General features: G+C 38.0%; 23 protein-coding genes. 1 reads left to right on the forward strand and 22 read right to left on the reverse strand.

What is annotated here, in order from left to right; genetic code table 11:
- Positions 1 to 334 (reverse strand): hypothetical protein (locus ACLRVU_RS13965; RefSeq protein WP_412892258.1); only part of this gene is annotated, 334 nt, incomplete at its 3' end.
- A 132-nt stretch (positions 335 to 466) separates the two neighbouring features.
- Between ACLRVU_RS13965 and ACLRVU_RS13970 the strand changes: the two genes are divergently transcribed.
- Positions 467 to 730 carry a hypothetical protein gene (locus ACLRVU_RS13970; protein ID WP_142419645.1) on the forward strand — a complete coding sequence of 88 codons (264 nt, stop codon included), beginning with the start codon at positions 467 to 469 and terminating at the stop codon, positions 728 to 730.
- Positions 731 to 1,579: 849 nt separating this feature from the next.
- Here ACLRVU_RS13970 and ACLRVU_RS13975 read toward each other — a convergent pair.
- The 21 genes from ACLRVU_RS13975 to ACLRVU_RS14075 form a co-directional block, all read right to left on the reverse strand.
- The gene (locus ACLRVU_RS13975) at positions 1,580 to 2,146 is read right to left on the reverse strand and encodes a hypothetical protein (RefSeq protein WP_008728277.1); all 567 of its coding nucleotides are present in this window, start codon (positions 2,144 to 2,146) and stop codon (positions 1,580 to 1,582) included.
- A gap of 11 nt (positions 2,147 to 2,157) precedes the next feature.
- On the reverse strand, positions 2,158 to 2,421 hold the full coding sequence (locus ACLRVU_RS13980) for a hypothetical protein (RefSeq protein ID WP_008728276.1): 264 nt from the start codon (positions 2,419 to 2,421) through the stop codon (positions 2,158 to 2,160).
- A 109-nt stretch (positions 2,422 to 2,530) separates the two neighbouring features.
- Positions 2,531 to 3,358 (reverse strand): CHAP domain-containing protein, encoded by an 828-nt coding sequence (locus tag ACLRVU_RS13985; protein WP_142419644.1) that lies wholly within the window; start codon positions 3,356 to 3,358, stop codon positions 2,531 to 2,533.
- Between the two features lie 12 nt (positions 3,359 to 3,370).
- On the reverse strand, positions 3,371 to 3,598 hold the full coding sequence (locus tag ACLRVU_RS13990) for a hypothetical protein (RefSeq protein ID WP_022300241.1): 228 nt from the start codon (positions 3,596 to 3,598) through the stop codon (positions 3,371 to 3,373).
- A 3-nt stretch (positions 3,599 to 3,601) separates the two neighbouring features.
- Complete coding sequence (locus ACLRVU_RS13995; RefSeq protein WP_142419643.1) at positions 3,602 to 4,012, reverse strand: hypothetical protein; 411 nt, start codon at positions 4,010 to 4,012, stop codon at positions 3,602 to 3,604.
- Positions 4,013 to 4,099: 87 nt separating this feature from the next.
- Entirely contained in the window at positions 4,100 to 8,059 is a 3,960-nt protein-coding gene (locus ACLRVU_RS14000) for a tail fiber domain-containing protein (RefSeq protein ID WP_412892259.1), read from the reverse strand.
- An 18-nt stretch (positions 8,060 to 8,077) separates the two neighbouring features.
- Positions 8,078 to 8,470, reverse strand: a complete 393-nt coding sequence (locus tag ACLRVU_RS14005; protein WP_142419641.1) for a hypothetical protein — start codon at positions 8,468 to 8,470, stop codon at positions 8,078 to 8,080.
- Positions 8,470 to 8,736, reverse strand: coding sequence for a hypothetical protein (locus tag ACLRVU_RS14010; RefSeq protein WP_142419640.1), 267 nt, complete (start codon positions 8,734 to 8,736; stop codon positions 8,470 to 8,472). The genes ACLRVU_RS14005 and ACLRVU_RS14010 overlap by 1 nt, the downstream gene beginning before the upstream one ends.
- A 16-nt stretch (positions 8,737 to 8,752) precedes the next feature.
- Entirely contained in the window at positions 8,753 to 9,124 is a 372-nt protein-coding gene (locus ACLRVU_RS14015) for a hypothetical protein (protein ID WP_055201369.1), read from the reverse strand.
- Positions 9,121 to 13,926, reverse strand: a complete 4,806-nt coding sequence (locus ACLRVU_RS14020) for a hypothetical protein (RefSeq protein WP_142419639.1) — start codon at positions 13,924 to 13,926, stop codon at positions 9,121 to 9,123. The genes ACLRVU_RS14015 and ACLRVU_RS14020 overlap by 4 nt, the downstream gene beginning before the upstream one ends.
- A gap of 80 nt (positions 13,927 to 14,006) precedes the next feature.
- Positions 14,007 to 14,966, reverse strand: coding sequence for a zinc-ribbon domain-containing protein (locus tag ACLRVU_RS14025; RefSeq protein ID WP_055201365.1), 960 nt, complete (start codon positions 14,964 to 14,966; stop codon positions 14,007 to 14,009).
- A 66-nt stretch (positions 14,967 to 15,032) separates the two neighbouring features.
- Positions 15,033 to 15,326: a hypothetical protein gene (locus ACLRVU_RS14030; RefSeq protein WP_142419638.1), complete on the reverse strand. Its 294-nt coding sequence runs from the start codon at positions 15,324 to 15,326 to the stop codon at positions 15,033 to 15,035.
- Between the two features lie 68 nt (positions 15,327 to 15,394).
- Complete coding sequence (locus ACLRVU_RS14035) at positions 15,395 to 15,970, reverse strand: hypothetical protein (RefSeq protein WP_065531524.1); 576 nt, start codon at positions 15,968 to 15,970, stop codon at positions 15,395 to 15,397.
- Between the two features lie 63 nt (positions 15,971 to 16,033).
- A complete protein-coding gene (locus ACLRVU_RS14040) occupies positions 16,034 to 16,768 on the reverse strand; it encodes a hypothetical protein (RefSeq protein ID WP_142419637.1) in 735 nt (244 codons plus the stop codon).
- A gap of 18 nt (positions 16,769 to 16,786) precedes the next feature.
- The gene (locus tag ACLRVU_RS14045; protein ID WP_142419636.1) at positions 16,787 to 17,197 is read right to left on the reverse strand and encodes a hypothetical protein; all 411 of its coding nucleotides are present in this window, start codon (positions 17,195 to 17,197) and stop codon (positions 16,787 to 16,789) included.
- A complete protein-coding gene (locus ACLRVU_RS14050) occupies positions 17,197 to 17,706 on the reverse strand; it encodes a hypothetical protein (protein ID WP_142419635.1) in 510 nt (169 codons plus the stop codon). Before ACLRVU_RS14050 ends, ACLRVU_RS14045 begins: the two co-directional genes overlap by 1 nt.
- Positions 17,706 to 17,873, reverse strand: a complete 168-nt coding sequence (locus ACLRVU_RS14055) for a hypothetical protein (protein WP_185957945.1) — start codon at positions 17,871 to 17,873, stop codon at positions 17,706 to 17,708. The genes ACLRVU_RS14050 and ACLRVU_RS14055 overlap by 1 nt, the downstream gene beginning before the upstream one ends.
- Positions 17,874 to 17,889: 16 nt before the next feature.
- Positions 17,890 to 18,246 (reverse strand): hypothetical protein, encoded by a 357-nt coding sequence (locus ACLRVU_RS14060; protein WP_142419634.1) that lies wholly within the window; start codon positions 18,244 to 18,246, stop codon positions 17,890 to 17,892.
- A gap of 2 nt (positions 18,247 to 18,248) precedes the next feature.
- A complete protein-coding gene (locus ACLRVU_RS14065) occupies positions 18,249 to 18,557 on the reverse strand; it encodes a hypothetical protein (protein WP_412892260.1) in 309 nt (102 codons plus the stop codon).
- A 98-nt stretch (positions 18,558 to 18,655) separates the two neighbouring features.
- Positions 18,656 to 18,994, reverse strand: a complete 339-nt coding sequence (locus tag ACLRVU_RS14070; protein ID WP_118002534.1) for a hypothetical protein — start codon at positions 18,992 to 18,994, stop codon at positions 18,656 to 18,658.
- A 13-nt stretch (positions 18,995 to 19,007) separates the two neighbouring features.
- The gene (locus ACLRVU_RS14075) at positions 19,008 to 20,072 is read right to left on the reverse strand and encodes a major capsid protein (RefSeq protein WP_055201347.1); all 1,065 of its coding nucleotides are present in this window, start codon (positions 20,070 to 20,072) and stop codon (positions 19,008 to 19,010) included.
- Between the last annotated feature and the right edge of the window lie 17 nt (positions 20,073 to 20,089).

Genomic DNA, 20,089 nt, shown 5'->3' on the forward strand with positions numbered 1-20,089 from the left:
CAAGATCAATTATATGCATTGCTGTACTGGTTAAACAATTGTCTTTATATTCCTTGATATATAAGATATCTTTTTCCAGAAACGCTTCATTCAGATGCTTCTTGATCAGTGTATTATCGTCTTCCCATCTTATTTCCTCATATCCTAACCCTTCATAGACTTTTGGATGCAATGTATTGTCTTTGATCATATTTTTAATTGCATCCGGCACAATATCAAGCGTATGCTTAATAATGTCTTTTGTTTCCTCAACCGATGCTTCCCCATGCCCCAAAATCACTATTTTGTGGTTTGACAGTATCCCCCATGCTGCTTCTCTGCTTATTCTTTTCATTTTTACACTCTCCTTTGCAGGATAATATTGTAATATAAAACGCCGTCAAAAAGGGCTGGTAAATAATGGCAATACATTACCTATTGTATCTATAAAAAATAGTGGTATCATCATAAACAATGAGGTGACAGTATGCAAAGAATGTACAAAAAATATATAGAAGTAGAAATGCTCGTCGATAAAATGGGCGATATCACTCCCCTGGCGTTGATATGGGATGGGGAGCGTTATGAGGTGGACAAGATCATACGCCATAAACCACAATGCCATAGCAAAAACTGCGGTGGTGGTGGTCAAATGTTTGTGGTGCAGATCGGTGGCGCAACAAGGACTATATACTATGAGTATATGGGTCCCGGTAAATTCAGGTGGTTTATTGAGAGCTTGAAACCATAAAAAAGACTCCCGGAAATCAAAACGGGAGCCGGCAGCGCTTGTAAGATATGATACGGACTTGGGGGAGAGTAAGATATCTATGCTGCCGTGCACATTATCTCACATAAAAATTTAAAAAAGTAAATAAATCATCAAATACGGGATTTTAAGTCTATAAAATAATAAAAAGCCACCATTAAGGTGGTCAAGTGCCGCAAAATACTGCCTAGGTATCTCTTTCTTTTTAATGGGCGGCAACGTAATCATTATATAGTTTATATGAACATTTGTAAATACGTTATGAATATTTTAGCGTTATTAAGCAAGATAATAAAAAAGTTCGGATAAATCCGAACTTCGCCAAAGATAGTGGCCGCCTTTGTTCAATACCTAGGCAATATTCAACAGGCGAAAATATTCTATCATATATATTTTTAATTTCAAGTATTTTGTTTTTTCTGCACTTTTTTGTGTTTTAACATATATTATAATGAGTGATAGTTATTACTCACACCTCAGTTTCTTAATTCATGAAAAGAGCTGCTATGAACGACTCTTTTCTTTATAAGTATTATCCCATGCCAAACAAAAAAGACAGTCAAAAAAAGTTGTGAATAATACGAGAATACATAATCATACTATTCTTGTAGTGCTCCTCCACTACGAGAAGTTTCTTCATCTAATCACATCAGTATCTCATTTGTTTTGCCATATTTAAAAAGCCGGCTAAATGTCGGCTTTTTTATCCCCCATGAAAAAATTATTTAATAGAGAGAACAGGGAATACAATCATTAGGTGATTGCTTATATACTATACTACTTATATATTGAAATGTAAATAAAAAAGCCACTCTCTTGTGTGGAGAGTAGCTAATTAAGTAAACCTAAATTTGAATCAACTGTAAAATCGTTATCTTTCTCAACTTGTTCTATATCTTGCCGGGTAAAATCCTTAAATTTGTTAAATAGCTTAACTATAATCAATATAATAAAGAATTGTATTTTTGATTTCATACCATTAATCTTGCATTTTAAAGGCGACCTTACTGTTGCTATCTTATGATTCATTTCTCTCACATCATCAAATAAATCAATAACGCCCTTATCCTTACACTCTTCAATTTCATTAAACAACTGTATACTTTTACACAAAGGTACCAAATCAGATATTTTAAATTTACCAACTACTAGCTTATTTATATCTACATATTTATCTTTTTCCAGTTTGATGAGTCTTTTTATTTCTTTATTCATCATAGGATATTTAGCTACCCTGTCTTCTAATATTGTATATTTTACACTTATGGTATTTAATTCTATACCGTAAACTTGTGAACATTCACTTATAATCGTTTTCCTATAATCTAAATTACTGAGTATTATAAAAATAGGCGGAACAATAATTATAATCAAGCTTATTATAATGATGTATATCATAAAACCCCCTCCTATCCTGAAACTTTTTCTAATAACTTATTATTGGTCTGTTCTAGTGAGGTGATACGTGCCTTGAAATTGCTTTTGCAAGTACGGCATACTCTTGCATTTTCTTTTTGAGCAGATATACGCTCTTTTTCTAGCTTTTCCATAAACTGTTTCTTATTTTTATGATTTAGCCACCCCCAAAAAGCTGTTCCTATATTAATGATACCAACCACACCATTGATTATACCTAAAATAGTATTTATTTGATTTAAACCCGTCCAATCCATACCCTCACCTCATGATTATCACACCTAAATAATACATTTTTTGTAATTTTTTGTCAAACTATACATAAAAAAAAACACCCACTCCCAAAGGAATGAGTGGTGATTTTTCTTATTCCAAGTCTGACTTACGTACCCAGCTCATGATCTCTTTCAGCAGCACCTTTTCGCCGCTAATCTGCATGATTGTGTAAGTCGTACCTTTTACAAACGCCGGAATACTCTGCCCTGTTGCATAGGTCTTTGCCGTCTTTTTAACTTTGACCTTTTTGCCGACTGCAATCACCGCAGCTGCGCCGGTCATCTGTAAATCGGATGTTTTAACCCATGACACAAGCTCTTTAATCAGCGCCTTACTGCCAGATACCTGCTGTACGGTATATGTCTTGCCTTTAGCCCATGCGGGGATTGTCTGGCCAGTAGCGTACTTTTTAGCGCTGGACTTGATTTTGACCTTATTGCCCGCCTTAATGCCGGTTGTAGTCGGCTTACTAGTGGATGGTTTTGCTGCCTCTGCTTTCGGCAGTTTATCATGTACCAGATATCCTAAAAATTTCATGCCCAGATAACCATTAGGGTTGCCCTTGATATACTCAAAGCTTTTACCGCCGTAATTTGACTGCGACCATGCGATTGTGTTGGTGTCAATAAGCTCCTCACATACTGCAACATGTCCCCACTGTCCGGACTGCCAGATCATGAGTGCACCCTCTACAGCATATTTTGAGCGTTTAAACCCGTTTGAGTAGTTGTCCCATAGCTCCTGCGCCCCGTTTACACGTGGGCTATCCAAATACTCCTCTCGACCTAAAATCTCGCTGATACGAGCTGTAGCATAGGTAAAGCAGTTTGGCATTGCCACTCCTGTACGCCGTAGCGCCCAATCCATCCAATTACTGCCTGTTAATCCGGACAGGCTTGTTCTTTTCTTAAATGCCATTTTTGTTTCCTCCTATTTTTCCATAAGGTCATCGATTCTATGATGAGCCGATTTGATACTGTTTTCTGCAACCGCCATACGTTCTACAACATTGTTGTGTTTTTCCACTTTTTTTGTAAGGTCGTCTATTTTATACTGCATGACAGCTGTCGATTTGTTGTTGATCACTACCGTTGCTATCAATGACGGTATGGCTGTGCATACGCCTCCAATCAGAGCCACAATAATTACATCCGACATGTCTTACTCCTTTGTATCCACCGCAGCTGCGACCTCAGAGGGCTTGCCATTAAGGATATTGATAAACGTACTGTATGCATCCTTGATATAGCGCCATGCTGCTACGCCGATTGTAGCGGCAATCATAGCCACGGTGATGAGGTCATGCACCTGCTCATTGATATCTGGCACATACTGCGTGAGCAGCGTAGTGGCTGCATCTACAGCAGCAACCATCAGCATTGTACCAAAGACCAGCACCAAGGCCTTTTTAACGCCCTGCCACAGCCGTTTAGCGTCAAAGTGCTCCCCTGTGATGTTGATATTGTGGTAAAGGCTCAGCACCACGTTAGATGCAAAAGCCAGTAGTAAAATAGCGTAGCAGACCAGTACCATGCTGAGGTCTGCCAGTAAAACAGTGTAAAGCATATCCATGTTTCTTCTCCTTCCGCTCTCTTGAGCAAATTAAAAGGGTGTTGACGTACACCCTTTAAAACGAGATACTTTTGATCACTTCCTTTCTCAACTCCGTAAAGCAGATAAAGCGGATTTTGTATCAAATAACTCATTGTTTAAACGCACTATCTCTTCTCTCAATGTATCCACCCTCCTCTCTAATTCATTATTTTTGCTTTTTAAATCACTCAGTTCCCGTGATACGGATAGTTCGCTATTTTTTACAATACAGTCTAGTTCTTGCACTGCTTTAGAGATATATGGTATGACAACTTCTGGATTTATCGCTAGTGTACCACCCAAATTCTCGACAAGCTGCGGATCTATTTCTTGGAGATTTTGTGCTATATAGCCTATTGATCTTCGTAATCCTGTCTTTTTAAAGACGAAGGATTCATGCTTAAATCTCCTTATTGCATCAAGTCCACATACATCAGTATCCATAATATTTGCTTTAAGTTTAGCATCAGATACCCATGATGTTTTGCAATAATAATCTGCTCCTGTGACATCTTCGTATTGCAGATAATCAGTGCTGCTATCAGGATGACCATGATATATTTGCCTAATATTGCGGAAACCACCTCCAGTAACATTAGAAACGACCACATAACCTTTTCCATTTTTAGGCTGAACTGGAAAGTTCGATGACCCTAAAAATATATGTCGCTCCGTCCAACCTGATGGATTTAAGCCAAAATTCAGTGTGTACCATGATGCACCGCTATTACCGTCAATATCTGTTTGTCCCAATGATAAAAACTTTGCGCCAGTATCAGCCGATAGTAATATACCTCTGCTGGTACTGCTAGTGTAAGATGATGCTATTCCTCCACAATGATTACTGTTAATAAACAAATCCATGCGCCCATTACCTATTACTACCTTTGTATTTTCTGTTCCAAGACTTGTAAATGATCCCGTCAATAATGCATTGTCAGCTTTTAACTTTCCTTCATGTGTCACATAAAATGGAGCACCTGTCATAGATTCTGCTGTGCTGCCTGCATAAAAAGCATACGTCCCGGCACTTTGCATTACAGTATATTTACCATTGTTTTGTGCACTCAATCTTAATGCTCCGATGTCAAACCCGCCAATCTTACCAGATGTGGCAGTGACCGTCCCAGTCATAGTTAGATTTCCGTTCGTATCACCATACAGTACCCTACTCCCAGCATTGTTATAAATGGATAATGCTCCATTATTTACACGTAATCCTCCAGAATTGATCACAACACTCATATTGCCTGTCACTTCTGATTGAGCAGGCGCCCAGTAAGATGGATCAATAGCTGAATTAGCTTCGCATAGGAAAGGTCTATTAAAAGCTATGCGTCCTTTGAAGTCTCTACCATAAAGATATACTCTTACATATTCTATTTCTTTATCTTCAACCTCTACAAACTTGCCTACCCGCACCCATTTATGGGATGTATCTCTGACAGACCCTGAACTTCTGGTGCCATCGGTATAATATATATTGATAATATAAGTTGCAAGTGGATTTGTAGGCCCAGCCACATAATCGGAATTTGTCAAAAATTCAGTGGACATATAAAATCCTTTTACCTTACGTCCTATGTCTATACGTTGAAACCAGTTACTGTTCGCAGTTCCATCAAATGCACTTGATTCCAACCAAAGCGCACGCCCTGTACTGCTTCCCCATGTCATCGCTCTGCCGCCTGTACATGTCGACGCTAATGATTTGTTCCAACAAGCTGTATCATTTGTAAAATCAGAATTCTCTATGAGATTTATTCGATTATATGATTCCTTGATACCCACTGATAAACTATCCACCTTTTGTGTGATGGTTGAGCTTATGTTATTTACGGTATCCTTGGTCGCATATGTATCGCTTACTGTTGTTTTAAATCCGTTAACATCAGCAACCAAAGAATTAAGCTTAGTTGATGTATAAGATGCAGTGGATTCAACTGAAGACACTCTGCCAGTCAATCCATTTACACTTTGTTCAAACTGTGTCTGTTTACTCGTTACACTTGTCAGAGTGGAGGTATGCTCCCCTACTATGCTTTTAATGCCATTCACAGTCTGCGTAAGACTACTGTAATTGGTCTTAAGCGTAGAGACATCACCTTTAGCCTGTGACACATCGGTAATCAATGATGAGATTTTGCCTTGCTCCACGGATAATGCTGTACTTAATGTACTTAAATCACCGGTGATAGTGTTATACACCACAGATAGAGACTGGTTAGCTCCATCCACCAAAATATGGCTAGACTTTATCACCTCTGTACCGTCGTTAATCTCTTTTACCAATGATGTGATGTTGATTTTATCTCCCGATATGTTGGCATTATCGGCCACCATGCTATCCACGATAATTGGTCGTTGAATACCAGATGCAGTTATGCCGGCTGCATCAAACATCAGCTTCCCGGCGGCATCCCAGACATACATGTTGTAGTCTCCGGATGCATCTTTGCCAATTTGTACTCTTGGCCTTGTGATATCTTTAATCTGGAGGGTCTCACCAAAGATATCTAATCGACCTGACTGTGACTTAAAGTGTATGCTGCTAGCATCAATCGTACCGGCAGTTACTTTATCAGCTGCTACACTGTCTATCATGGCCGACTTTATAACTGAGTTAGAGAATACGGTGTTTTCTGCATTGATTATCAGTGAGTGAACGCTATCAGAAGTAAAATGGCCATTTATGATGGTATCAATAGTGGCTAGATTTCCTTCCATAACGTTTATTTTAGCTAGAGCTGCATTGATTGTATTAACATCCAGATTATCTATTGCAGCATGAATAGCTGTAAATTCTTCAGCTGTCGCAATCTTGAAAGCCGCTGTATCAGCTTTAAATGTACTGAACTCACCTTCATGTGCTGTAATTTTTTGATTTACAGTAAGAAAATCAGTAGTAATGGTTCCAAACTTACCATCATATGCAATGATTGTGTCTGCAAGCAATCGCTTTGTGGCTATGTACTCACTGTAATTTGTTTGTACTTGTTGTGAGATATTCCCCTGAAAAGAATACTGCTCTTGCTGCTCTGTTTTTGCGCTAGATGTTATTGTCTGTTGAATTCCACTATCATCTATGATATCCATAATCATGATGGGCACTTTATAAATGGATCCATCTAAGTCTTGCGCAGAAATAATATCACCTACATCAAGCTCAGGATGTCCCATAATGATATTCACAGAACATGAACGGTAGGAAAATCCGTTCACTTTGTTGTATATCGCATTCAGCTGTGCTTGTGTCATACATGGATTTGATAAAGTGATTATACTGCCAGTATCATTGCCTGCGTTCAGGTTTGTTTCTGCATCTACAGCACATGTAATCCGTCTAACAATAGTGTCTGCCTGACCAACGCTGAATGTTGGTGAGCATATGTCTGGATTTGCTGTGAATTCAACAGCAGAGAACCATCTTAATTCCAAGTTACCATCACGATCCATAACTGCGTTTTTACCGCAAAATGATGCTATATAGCTGATAGCATCACGCATTTGCAGTCCCTGTAGCTTTTCTACGTTGATAGATTCACCAGAATCACCGCCAGCATATATAATACCTATCTTGGCACATTGCTCTCTCAGAACAGCCGCTACAGGCTGACTATTTGAAAGACTGCTAAAAAATCCCTGCTGTGTCTTATACATATTGTCATATGCTGTAAATGTTACGACATCATCATTAAGTTGAGGATCGACAATGTTGTAGACCCCCATTTTGATCCATTCAATATCTGGTTCTTCACCAATATTGTAATCCTCCAGATGTAATCCAACATAATAAATGGCCTTTCGCCCTATAAATTGCACAGAAGAAGTCATTTCTGGAATCTGTACATCCAGGTATCCAGAAACAGTTCCTCCGAAGGAAAGGTGTTCTTCAGCGCAAATCCCAAGCTTACCATCCAACTTCATAAAGTCAAAATACTCTGTACCGTCTATGACTAGCTTTGATTCCCACCATTGTATATCTCTTGCTATAGCTTTCTTATATCTTTCTGAGGTGCTATACATTTACACCACCTCGCTCTCTTATTTATCAGATTCTTCTTCAATCATAAATTCTAAAGCATCCATTTCAGCCTGAGAAATAGACACAGAGATATCATCAAGCTTGATCATCCTGATTGGCAATTCGCACTCTGTATTATTGATTTCATTGATTGCAGTAGTTAGAGCCGTTTTATCTTCCTTGCTCTTAAATGTGATTTCATTACTTTTTTCTTTTGTTACCAGTTCACCATTTTTATCAAGTTTACAGTGTTTCTTCTGCAACTTTGTGATTTCATCCTGATATTCTTTTATTTCATCCATAAGAATTTTCTTATTACGGCTCACATTATAATTGACTTTTGGACTGATTGCAGTTTGCACATTTGACAATCCATTCATAAGCATAATAAGCTGACCACTTCTTAACTTCATTATTCTACACTCCCTTCTGTGATTACCACAAGCTCTGTAACAGCCTCATCGTAACGCTGCTTAAAGGCTGCGATATCAGTATCATACTTCACCTTATCTTTTGCATATTCAGCAATATTCACGATATTTACATGATAACTGATTGTGTTATAATCCATATTTGTCACTGATGCTTCCATAGTCACCACAGTAACACCGTCAGTATTTTTTGATTCTGATTTCAATGTTTTTCTCACTTCTTCTTTTTCAGTAATTGTTGTTGTCATAAACGACACCCCTTCCTTATTTCTCAACCAAAGAAATAGGCAGCCCCTCATAGACTGCCTTTTCAATAGCATAACTGTACACGCTGTAAACTTCATCACCAGCATATGCACGAATCGTTTTCATTTGTTTTGTTTTAGGATCACGGAATTTCACATCGATATAATCTGGTTCAAGTAAAGCGCAAATTTGAGCAGCTTCAGCCTCCGTCAGCCATGACCACTGCACATCAATACGGTATTTGAGTGCCTGTACTTTACCACAGAAATTACCACTGCGTGACCGTCCAGAGCCTTGTGACCATAGCTTATTACGCTGAATCGTAATACTGGAAGGGTCTTTGACTTTAACACCGCCAAGATACAGAATAGGATCAACCGTCTTTATCATACTGGCACACCTCCTTTACCTCCGGAAAATATCATTTGTTTTTTGTAGTCCTTAATGATTTTAGTGGTCTTAGAACCATCTTCATTCTGAATAGTGATGTATAAGTCACCTCCACGGTCTTGGAATCCACCACCGTCACGTAAAGCTTGCAGAACCGCCCTGTAGATACCGGATGTAATCTGATCGTTATTTGCAACGGCTGTACGCCCACCCATAGTACCGACAAGCTCCGGTCCCGCTTCACGAGCAATAAACATTTGTCCTGTATCAACAAATCCACCTTCAGCCTTTTTTTGCATCCAACCTGTGACTTTTCCAAGTGCTAAATCTATTGATCCGGAAACAATAGAAAGGGTTGCTTCAATAGGGTGCTTCCTAAAATATTGTTGGAACCATTCAAGAGCTTCATTTGCTGCATTAGATTTATTTCCAAGTGCTGACTGCCCCCATATTGTGTGTGGTCCTGCCTTGAACCAACTATCAAACCAATTATATGCATCCCATGCAGCATTGGATTTATTACCAATCTCAGCTTTACCCCATATTGTTTTTGACAGTATCCTGTTCATTGTTTGCCATGCATTATTACCCGCAGAATCAGCACCCATAACTTTAGCAAGAACAGTCAATGGATTATCGAAAATCTTCTGACCTTTATTCCATTGTGCCTGAGCATCTGGAGATATATCACCATTGCTAATTCCCTTTTTGATATTCTTGATATAGTCCTCACCGGATTTCGTACCATTTTCCTGCGCCTTTTTCAGTTCATCCTGATACTGTTTACCAAGCTTAGAATCCTTGTCAATGCCAAGTTTGTCTAACAGCGATAACAGCTCTGCGTTCTGCTGCTTTTTGACCTTAGTAATATCTTTCTTTGATTGTTCTGCATTCTTTAAAGAATTTCTAGCTTGCTCTAATTCTTCTTTGGATAAATTAACACCATTCTTTTTAGCAATATCAATGATATCTTTAGATGATAACTTATACTTTTTTGCTTTCTCTGCATATTCCTTAACAAGCTTTTGCCGTGTCTTTTTTGTATCGTCATACTCTTTCTTGTTTATTACCTTGCCATCCTTCATACAAGAATCCATTACTTTATTGGTTTCTTTCATCTTAGTAGCAAGTTTTTCAAACTCAGCCGCTTTTTTATCACTCAAACCAAACTGTGCGTAGAATTTACCAAGTTCCTCAGTGAGTCCATTTGTAGAAGAGGAAACATTTCCTAAGGTCTTATCAAGACCATCTTGCTTTTTCTTTGCGGCATCTACAGCATCATTCGCTTTTTTTAGAGCTTTTTCAGTTCCATCTAAATCAGCATTCACTTGGTTTAAATCATCACTCAATTTCCCAAGTTTTTCACTGTCACCATCAGCTGCTGCCTGTTGAATCTGCTTAGACAATTCAAGTTTACGTTCACTTAATTTATTCAACTTATCCCTTGATTCAGCCTGTTTTGCTTCTGCTTCAATCTGAGCTTGGATATACTGAACATAGAGCTTCTCATATGCTTCTTGTCTGGCCTTTTCCTTAAGCTTATCAATATTCTTCTGAATAGCATCAGGTGTTTTCAGCCATTCAATACGTCCTTCTTTAGTCAGTTTTACTGTTCCCGGAAGTTCCTTATTGATAGCTTCTACTTTTTGCTTAGCTTGCTCGATACTATCCACATAGCCTGTTTCTCCAGCCATACGGCGCAATATATCTACATTTTGTTCAAGTCGTTTGTATTCAGCCATCTTTGAAGAAATTTCTTTATCTGTTGAAGCTTTAGCATCATCCATAGACTTTTTCAATTCATCAAGAGCATTAATCTGATCCTGTACAGATTTGGAATAATCATCCATTTCATACTTCTTCTCTTTTTGAGTTGAACCAAGTAAAGCGACGGCCGCTATTACAGCAGTTAAACCTGCCACTACAGCCACTACTGGATTTGCTGCAAGCCAGCTAAATGCTGCTCCTAATTTACCGATAATAGTCGATCCTAGTGATGTTGCTTTCCCACTTGCTTCCAACATATTTGAACTTACATTGAGAAGTTTATCGCCGATACCATTCATCACTTTTTTAAACGCTTCTCCAGCTTTGGTATTTAATAAAGTAGTATTAAAAACATTTAAAACACTTTTTGTATTTGTTATTTTGGAATAACCATCAGAGAATACTTGCCATAATTTTCTTAAAGTGCTACTGTGTTGCAAAGCCAAAGCCCCAAAAGTACGTAATACACTATGAGCTCCACCTAGAGCTGTTGCTAGTTCTACAATTTTTGCTATCTTAATCGTCAAAAACAAAGCTGTAAAGGCTGATCCCAAAGTAACAACTACGGGTTTACATTTTGCTATCCATGTTATAACGTTTGCAAAACCTTTTACAATCTTCCCTGCACCTTTAAGAATAGTGCCAACAAGATCACCGAATACTGGTGCAATACTTCTTTTAAACCAGTTTATTATTGGCTTAACAAAGTTATCGTTTACACTGGTTGCTAATTCCAAAAACGCTGTAGCTAAATCCCACAATGATTCAAATAAATACTTACCGCCGGAATCCCATACATGTCGGAAGAATGTCGATATCGTATCTGTAACAAGTGAAGCTGTATCTAGTAGGCTAAAGAACAAATCAGATGCAGCTTGAAAAAATGGTTTCCATTTCTTTGCTACAACATCAAAAACCCCGCCTAAAATATGCACAATGTTATCTCTGGTTTCAGTAATGTTCTTCAATATACCAGAACCATATTTATTCCAACTATTGCGGATAGGTTCAAAGATATTATCATCAACCACCTTACCAAGAATACTCGCCCATTCAAGCAGCCGGTCACGAATGTCCATAGCTTTCATTCTAATATTGTCAAATATATAATCCATATCCTGTAACGCTTTTAATAATCGTGGATCAATAGACATACCACCAGCGCCTGAACCTCCACCACCAGATCCTGAAGAAGAATCATCAGTACTTTGATCGGGGATTACATTCGCAACATCAAAACCTGCAAGAAAATTCTTCCATTCCTTAGTCTTTTTCTTTGCGCTATCTAATCCTTTATTGGCATCGTCAATACCTGCATTTACATCATCCATGCCATCAGATACGCCACCGAGCGAATCATCCATGCTGTCCAAAATACTGCCTGTAGATCCAGATGAATCAGGCAGTTCATAGCCGAGGAATGAAGCAAACATTTGAATCAATGACTTTATCGCCATCACAAAACCGTTAATATACGGTAAAACCTTTCCAATCACGCCATAAAAAACAGCAGATATCCAACGGCCTACTTCGGCAATCTGCTGCTGTAGTATTTTAAGCTGGTTTGCCGGCTGCTCGATAGTCCTGGCAAAATCCCCCATTGCTGCTGATCGAGCCATTTGCTGCTGTAACGTAAGGATGATAATTAAACGTTTTTCTACTTCATTCAAATCACGTATCTGCCTGTCATAGATTCCTATGCTTTCGAGCGTTCCACCTAGTACACTTTGTGTTATATCATAGCCAGATTGGCTACGTATAGGTCTTACTTGCTTACTCAGAGCAGCCTGAAACTTTGTAACAGCGGAGTCAACAGAAACATTATACAACGATGCATAGTCAAGAGACATTTTTGTTAATCGCTCAGACAGCATATATGACATATCTTCAGACAAATCACCAAGCGCTCCGAGCTGATTTTTAAATGTAGCCTGAGCCTGCATCATAGATGGCATTGCTAGTCCGTACATGTCAGATAGCTGATTCTGGAACTTCATAGCCTCACTACGCATATTCCCCATGGCACGGCTGAAGTAGTTCTCAATCTCCGTAAAATCTATCGCTTTATTCAGCATGTTAGCGAAACCAGTACCATAATGGCGAAGTTGGTTGTAAAAAGCATAGACCTTCCCAAATGAAAGCATATTACTCAATTTTCTATTTGTTTTATCACTCTCAGTACCGGTATTTTTTATTTCACGCTGTACATTTCGCAATCCACTAGTTAAAGGGTTGGTATTCGTTCCCTTGCCGAGTGTGGATACAATGTTTGAAAACGCATGAATCTCAGAAGAACTCTCTCTTAATTCAGCCAAGAATTTTTGAAGTTTCTGAGTTAATGTGTCGAATGATTGGCCAACCTTGCTATGGTCAAGCTTTTCCATAGCCTGCATAGCCTTGGGAAGCTCAGTTAAAGCTTTGACAATAGCGCTTACACCTTCGGTTTTAACGTTTTCAAAAGCGGTTGTGAATTGAGTAACCATTTCAGTAATCTTACTCATTTTAGTAGTAAGACCATTATTTGTGGCTGTAGATATCTCCATATCATTCAATCGTTTCATTCCTGATGTGATTTCATTAACGGAGCTTGATAAGCTTTTAAATTTATCCAAAGCAGATACATCAGCATTCTTAATCAAATCTAGCTGCTTTACGATTGGATTAAGATTGAAATTTTCTAACCCTGACATATCTGTTTTATTGAATCTGGAAGCAGTTTTTAAGAACGATTTAGCAGCTAAATCCATTGTGTTAATCTGTCCTGATAGTAATTTGAAAATATCAATATTGAAAGCAGAATCCATATCTCGCATGACTTTGCTTATATCTTTAAGATTATCCTGTGCTCTCTTAGTGCTAATATTTCCTAACCTTTCTATCATTCTTGTTACGTTGCTAATAGATTTACTGTTTGTAGCCATATTAACTATCATATTAGTATAATCGCCAAGTACTTTATTAAATGCCTTTAAATTTTCTTGTGCAGTTCTGGTTTCAACTTCTAATTCAAATCCGACTTTATATTCTTCGCTCATTCATATCACCTGCCTTTCTATAAAAAATAACAGCATCCTTGGATGTAAATAAAAGACCCCAACGAATGAGGTCTTTTATTTTATGGTTTCCATTTATGCCCACAGTTCATGCAGACATTGTATATTTTCTTACTATGTGTAGCGCCAACAGCTGCGCCTACTATTGTTCCAACAGGATTAACAAGTGATCCTACGGCGGCTCCTGCAACACCTTTCCCTATGGAGATTTTCTTATTTGTCGTTGTGATGGAAGTACTACCACATTTAGGGCATGAGACAATACCTGCCTTTTTGTTTGCTTTATACTGTTTTTTGGGAGAGACAGTATGTGCTTTATACGTTGGTGTAGAAGTCTTATTTATTTTAGGAGCTGTATACACTGTACGTTGTTTAATTTCTTCCACTTCTTGCTCCAATATTGCTTTTCCGCAGAAAGGGCAGTAACTAAAAGCTGAATCAAGCTCCTTACCACAATGAGGACAATAATTATAGCTTGATGCTTTATCATTACTGCCATCCTGCTTAATGTCCTTCACTTTATCTGGTTCAATCACAAATGTATTTTTAATACCAAGTTCTTTATACGGGATATTTCCTAACGCTTTATCCCTTTTTGCTCTAAACACATTGTAAGTGTCATTAATGATTTCAAATGCTGAATAATCCAATATATCATTAATGGCTAACAATATGGTTGATAAGAATACTTTAGTATCACTGCTGGAAAGATATAAAGCAACAACTATATTGTTATCCAGAATCAAATTGATTTGACCAGAATAAAGCATTGCTTTTTTTATTTGTATCCATGGAACTATAATCAAACAAAAGACATCTTCTCCAGAAATTTTAAATTTGTTTAATGATCTACAATATATATATTTCCTTGAAAATGCAATATATTCTAATTTATTTACATCGAATGTACATACTCCATAAAATAAATTTTCAATATGTGTTTTTCCTGTAAATAACACAATATCATTTAATATTTTGTTGCTGCCTCTTTTACTGTCAAATGATATTTCTATTGTTTCCATTTCCATGCCCTCCCTAGATACCAATATCATAGCACAGGTAGTAGAAATACTGAATATCTCTTTCTATCAAAATACACTCATTCTCCGCCTAAACTCTGATTCAAGGTCTTCTTTAGTAACAGGTTTCTGCTTCTCTGCTTCAGCTTCAAAGTCAATTGGCTTCTCATAATATTGAACCGGAGTTATTTTTCCGCCACCAAATCCAATATTTACAGCGTTAGGCATTAGATTATTCACAACAACCTCTAATGCTTTCATGGCATAGAGATTATTCATCCAGGACGTGTAATTGACACGATTACGATACGCCTTTACATAAGAATAGAATAATTCTTCTTCGCCGTACCAAAATTCATCCAATGGCATACCTGCTTCGATAGCTATTGGAATCATTACTGCATAGCAGTATTCTTCATAGCTCTTATAAACTACGACATCGGCAGAGGATTCTTGGTTTTCTCCTTTTTCACAGTGTTGATTGCTTCCAGTTTGTCTTTCAGTAACTGGATTACTGTAAAAACTCTAGCGGTAATCTCAACCATCTTTTCATCGAATTTCTCCATACCAAGAGTGTTCACCATATCATCGAACATGTCATCAATGAACTGATCCGTCATTTCCCCTTTCAGGTCTTTATTTTCTTTCAGCAGGATAGCTGCAATTTCTTCAGGATCAATGTCGTTCGACTGCAACTTAACAAAGTCTTTCATTAGTGGCATCATTTTGATAGAAAGAGCATTCAATTCTGCTTCATACTGAGCTATTTCACTCTTGTTATCTTCCATTTCACTCTTGTTATCTTCCATTTCACTCTTGTTATCTTCCATTTTAGCAGCATTTAGTTTCTGCTGGATTTCACTAAGTTCACCTGCCATTGTCAGGATTTCAGGATTCTGCAATTCATCAAAGATTTTAAACTGTAATTCATTGATGGCCTTTCGAGCGGCACGAGTCAATTTGAAAGGATAGTCCTTTCCGTTATACTTATATGTCCAAATATTCATTTTTGTTTTCCTCCTATTAAATTACAAGCGCCCGGCATTGACCGAGCGCTGTTGTTTCGATTCTTACGATCCAGGTGCTACGACTGCCTTTGGAACGATAACTAAGATTGTAGTTTCCCATGAAGCATAACCTTCACAAGAAGCTTTCAGGGTAACAATCGTAGAGCCTTCTGCCTTACCTGTGATTGTTAATTTATTATCTGAAACAGCAGCTGTAGCAATAGTTGAATCTTTTACTGTAGCTGTGAATGTTCCTTCGGCAAAATTCAATTCGATATCCTTTGTATACGTACCATCCGTTTTATCCAACTCGCATTTCCAATCAATCGGTGTTTTAAAGGTGACAGTAGCCTGTACCAGAGGTAATACATTCTCAACATAACCAATATAGTCCGTAGGAGTAATCTTGATATTACCTTTTTGAGCTTCGCCATTCTGACTATCAGACATAGTATAAGACAATGTACCATTGACACGTTCACCAGTTAGATCAGCGTTAACACGCAGTAATTCTAATTCCTTACCTTTAAGTTTCTCTAGACGATTGATTGAATCACGGTGAACAAAAAATTCAAATTCCTTATCCTCCAATGTTTTCATACCCTCGATTTTTGTTGTTGTATCAGAAGTAGTATATTTTGCTTCAATAGCTTCAGGTGTTGAAGCAAAAGCCGGTACCGTTTCTGTTAATACTAGAACAGAAAATTTACCACTTTCATTTTTGTAACAAAGACATGAACCCATTCCTGAAAAAAAGCGTTCTGTCATTTTTTGAATTCCAAAATCCAAACTATTCATAATAATGAACTCCTTTCCTTAAAAGAAGCGACTTCGATAGTCGCTCCCATTTGCGTTATACCGCATGATGATACAGTACAGCGAATTATCAATGTTATCTTTATAGTCGGTCATTGCTCGTTTCATATGAATTTCATAATCCATATAATCAGCCACTACGCTTTGTAGATAGCGAGCAATATCCATGGCATCCATAGCCTTACCATTGATAGTTGCGTTTTTTGCGTAAATACCTATTTCATACCCCAATAACGAATATGACTCCATCCTACCCAGATTTAACGTAGAAGTATTAGTTATTTCAGTAACAACGATTTTTGGATATATCTCCGTATTCGGCCTGTCTAATACCTTTGCCTTAATTTCACTATGTGTTTTGATATGATCTTTCAATCCTTGGAAGACGATATCAAAATATTCCTGATTCATTAGATAGCACCTCCCACAACTTCGTTGAACGCCTTGCTGAAAATCTTTTTATAGTTCATTCGATAATCAGTAATAGCGTTATACATAAACCGGTGTGCTGGTAATCCCTGAGTATGATAAAACTTACCATCTTCACCTGGATATGTCCAACCTTGTTCCCCATGTGCATTGGCATCATACTGATAACCGGTCGGAGGATTTGGATGTGTACCGGTGCCAATCATTCCAGTACCATATTCAACCCAAGCTGCATGAACACAGTCATTAAACACTTTCCCTAACTCATAATCCCTTTTCAAGCCAGCCAATAATTCAGCAGTTGGTTCATATCCACCGTTGCCAGTAGAAGACTCAATGTAATAAGCAGCTCTCTCATACAGATAATCAAGCGACATTTCTATGAATCTTTGTCCAAGTTGTGGCATAGCATTTTGCAGATTATCAATTTTCTTCTGCATGAGCTTCATACCTTTCAAATTGACTTGAAAGTGTCTTTTGATTACAGACATTACTTATCTTCTTTCTTATCCTTCTGAATATCAAATTGCTTGCTTGACTGTTTCTTATTCACCTTTTTATCAGGCAACTTCCATTCATGGGTGCCAAGATAGTCCGGCACCAGATAATCACGAATATCAATTTCAACATTCGGATTCTTAACATTTACCAATTTCACTGCATTACCCCTCTCTTTACGGCAATTTATCAAAATAAACAGTCATCATGTTCAATGATGTGTTTCTTACGGATTCGACACGATAATTTGCATGTGCACCGTTCTGAGCTTCTCCATCCGGTGTAATGCCATCCAGATATGCTACATCGTTTTCTTTGATGCTGCCTTCCCACTTCTTACGCATGACAACCGATTTATACATATTTCTCACACGATCACCATATTCTTCTTTTTCAGATTTCCCATCTACACTGGCCAGATTTTCACAAAATAAAAACGGTTTATCAAATGGTCGATTTCCATGTGAATCCACAAGCTCATCATCCATAATTTGTGATGCAATATATAACCGCTGCTTGTTTCTGCTCAACATCCTCATACGCTGCACATAGGAGTTATCTGATTCAAAAGTGCAGGTGATATATCAGAACTTGTGTAAGTTCTGGATACACCACTTTCAGAATGAACGATTTCTCCCTCCGCCCCTTCTTTAACAAAGATTTCTATAGCGATACGTATTTGCAACATGTGATATCTTGGCATGACATCAGCCGGTCTCTCTTGATCGTCAAATGGATACTGGTTTTCAAAGATGATTTCTCTAGCCATGAGCATTAAATCATCAAGATACTGACTCAATTCAGCATTAAATGGAACCAAAGGAGTGTCAATGCTCAATGGCATGACATCTCCTTGATTCACAAGCAGATCAGCAGGAAGACCATCCTTTATCCGGCGGAAGAGTAATTGCTTTCGCTCATCATAGGTCATCATGAACCAACCTAGTGTACTGGTACTTTTTCACCAGTTGCGTAGAATTTTCCGTTTACTTTGACCGTGTGATCGTATGTTACATAATCTGCTTTAGAAGTAGGCGCTGTGATAGTTGATTCTGGCATATCTTCTACAGGTTCTGCGGTTACCGGTTCCGGTTTATCTTCTGGCAGGTCAGTCGGAACCTTTTTACCGTCATCCTGAGCGACATCAGGATTTGCATTGTTAGCATAATCACTCTCGCTTTCTTCAGCACCATTAATTTGCTGAGCCAATGCATCAGCTTTACGTTTTTCTTCTTCTGCGGCTTTCTTTGCAGCGATTTCAGCATTAGTCGGTCTTCCCATATTCATTTACCTCCTACGCACTATGCTTCAGCAAATATACTGAATCCATACATTCAAATGACGGCAATACGATTTCATCTACCACTGTCTTTGTATTTTCAGGATCATGTTCCTGAGTTACCATAATGTTTACTCCAGTATTAACCTGAGATACATTGGCATCTTTTGATCCCAACGCCTTTCGCTCAATCGGGGATGTTCCATACCACAGATTACCTAAAGCGCCTTCTGGTAAGAATGTGGCCATCGTATCAGGGTAATATGCCTTGTCTTTGCCATCATAGTCTTTAAAGAGCTTTTCATAAACAATAATTTCAATATTGAGTTCGTTTTTAAAGACTTCTTTGACTCTGGCTTTGTTCATATAAATGTTTGCTGTTGAGTTCTGAGCAAGGATATATGAAGCAATTTTCTTACTTTTAACAAGATTACTCATCGTCTTAGGACTAATGACCATTGCCTTAAGAATAACACCTTTTGCCAATGCTTTATCAATTACCATCTGAGCATCTGCAATAGGATCACAATTTTCATGGTCACTCCACATATCTGTGCCTGTCAATTCCACAAAGTGTTCTGCCTTGTACTCACCAGATTCATCATAATCATACTGATAGCTCGCACCATCAGCTGTGATATCAATACCAGGTTTACCATTTTCTGCTGCCAGAAGCATCCAAATCATACGTTCAGCTACGACATCTGCGCTAATAATTAAATCATCTGCTTTAGTATAGATGTGGTCAAGTACCTGCTGAGCATACGGATCGCCAGCCTCAGTAACACGTAAGATTTCCTGTTCATCTTCTTCATCAACCATTACATGCTCCTTAAAATAAGGCATCTGTGTGCTAACATCCTGCATTTTCAATTTCCCTCTGCCTTTTGATTTCGTATCAAATGCGCTTGGGTTCAGTGGTACAGGCAACCCCTTATATCCCTTGATCCATTTTAAATCCAATCCCATCTTTTTCTTTCTCGGAAATAATGTCAGTCCAAGATATGGTCTGTCATTACTATGCGCATGCGTAAAATAAGCTGCTAACGCTTTGGCGCTATATACATCAATCAATCTCATTTTTTTCAATCTCCTTT

This window comes from Beduini sp., from assembly GCF_047239305.1.
Classification (GTDB): domain Bacteria; phylum Bacillota_I; class Bacilli_A; order Erysipelotrichales; family Coprobacillaceae; genus Beduini.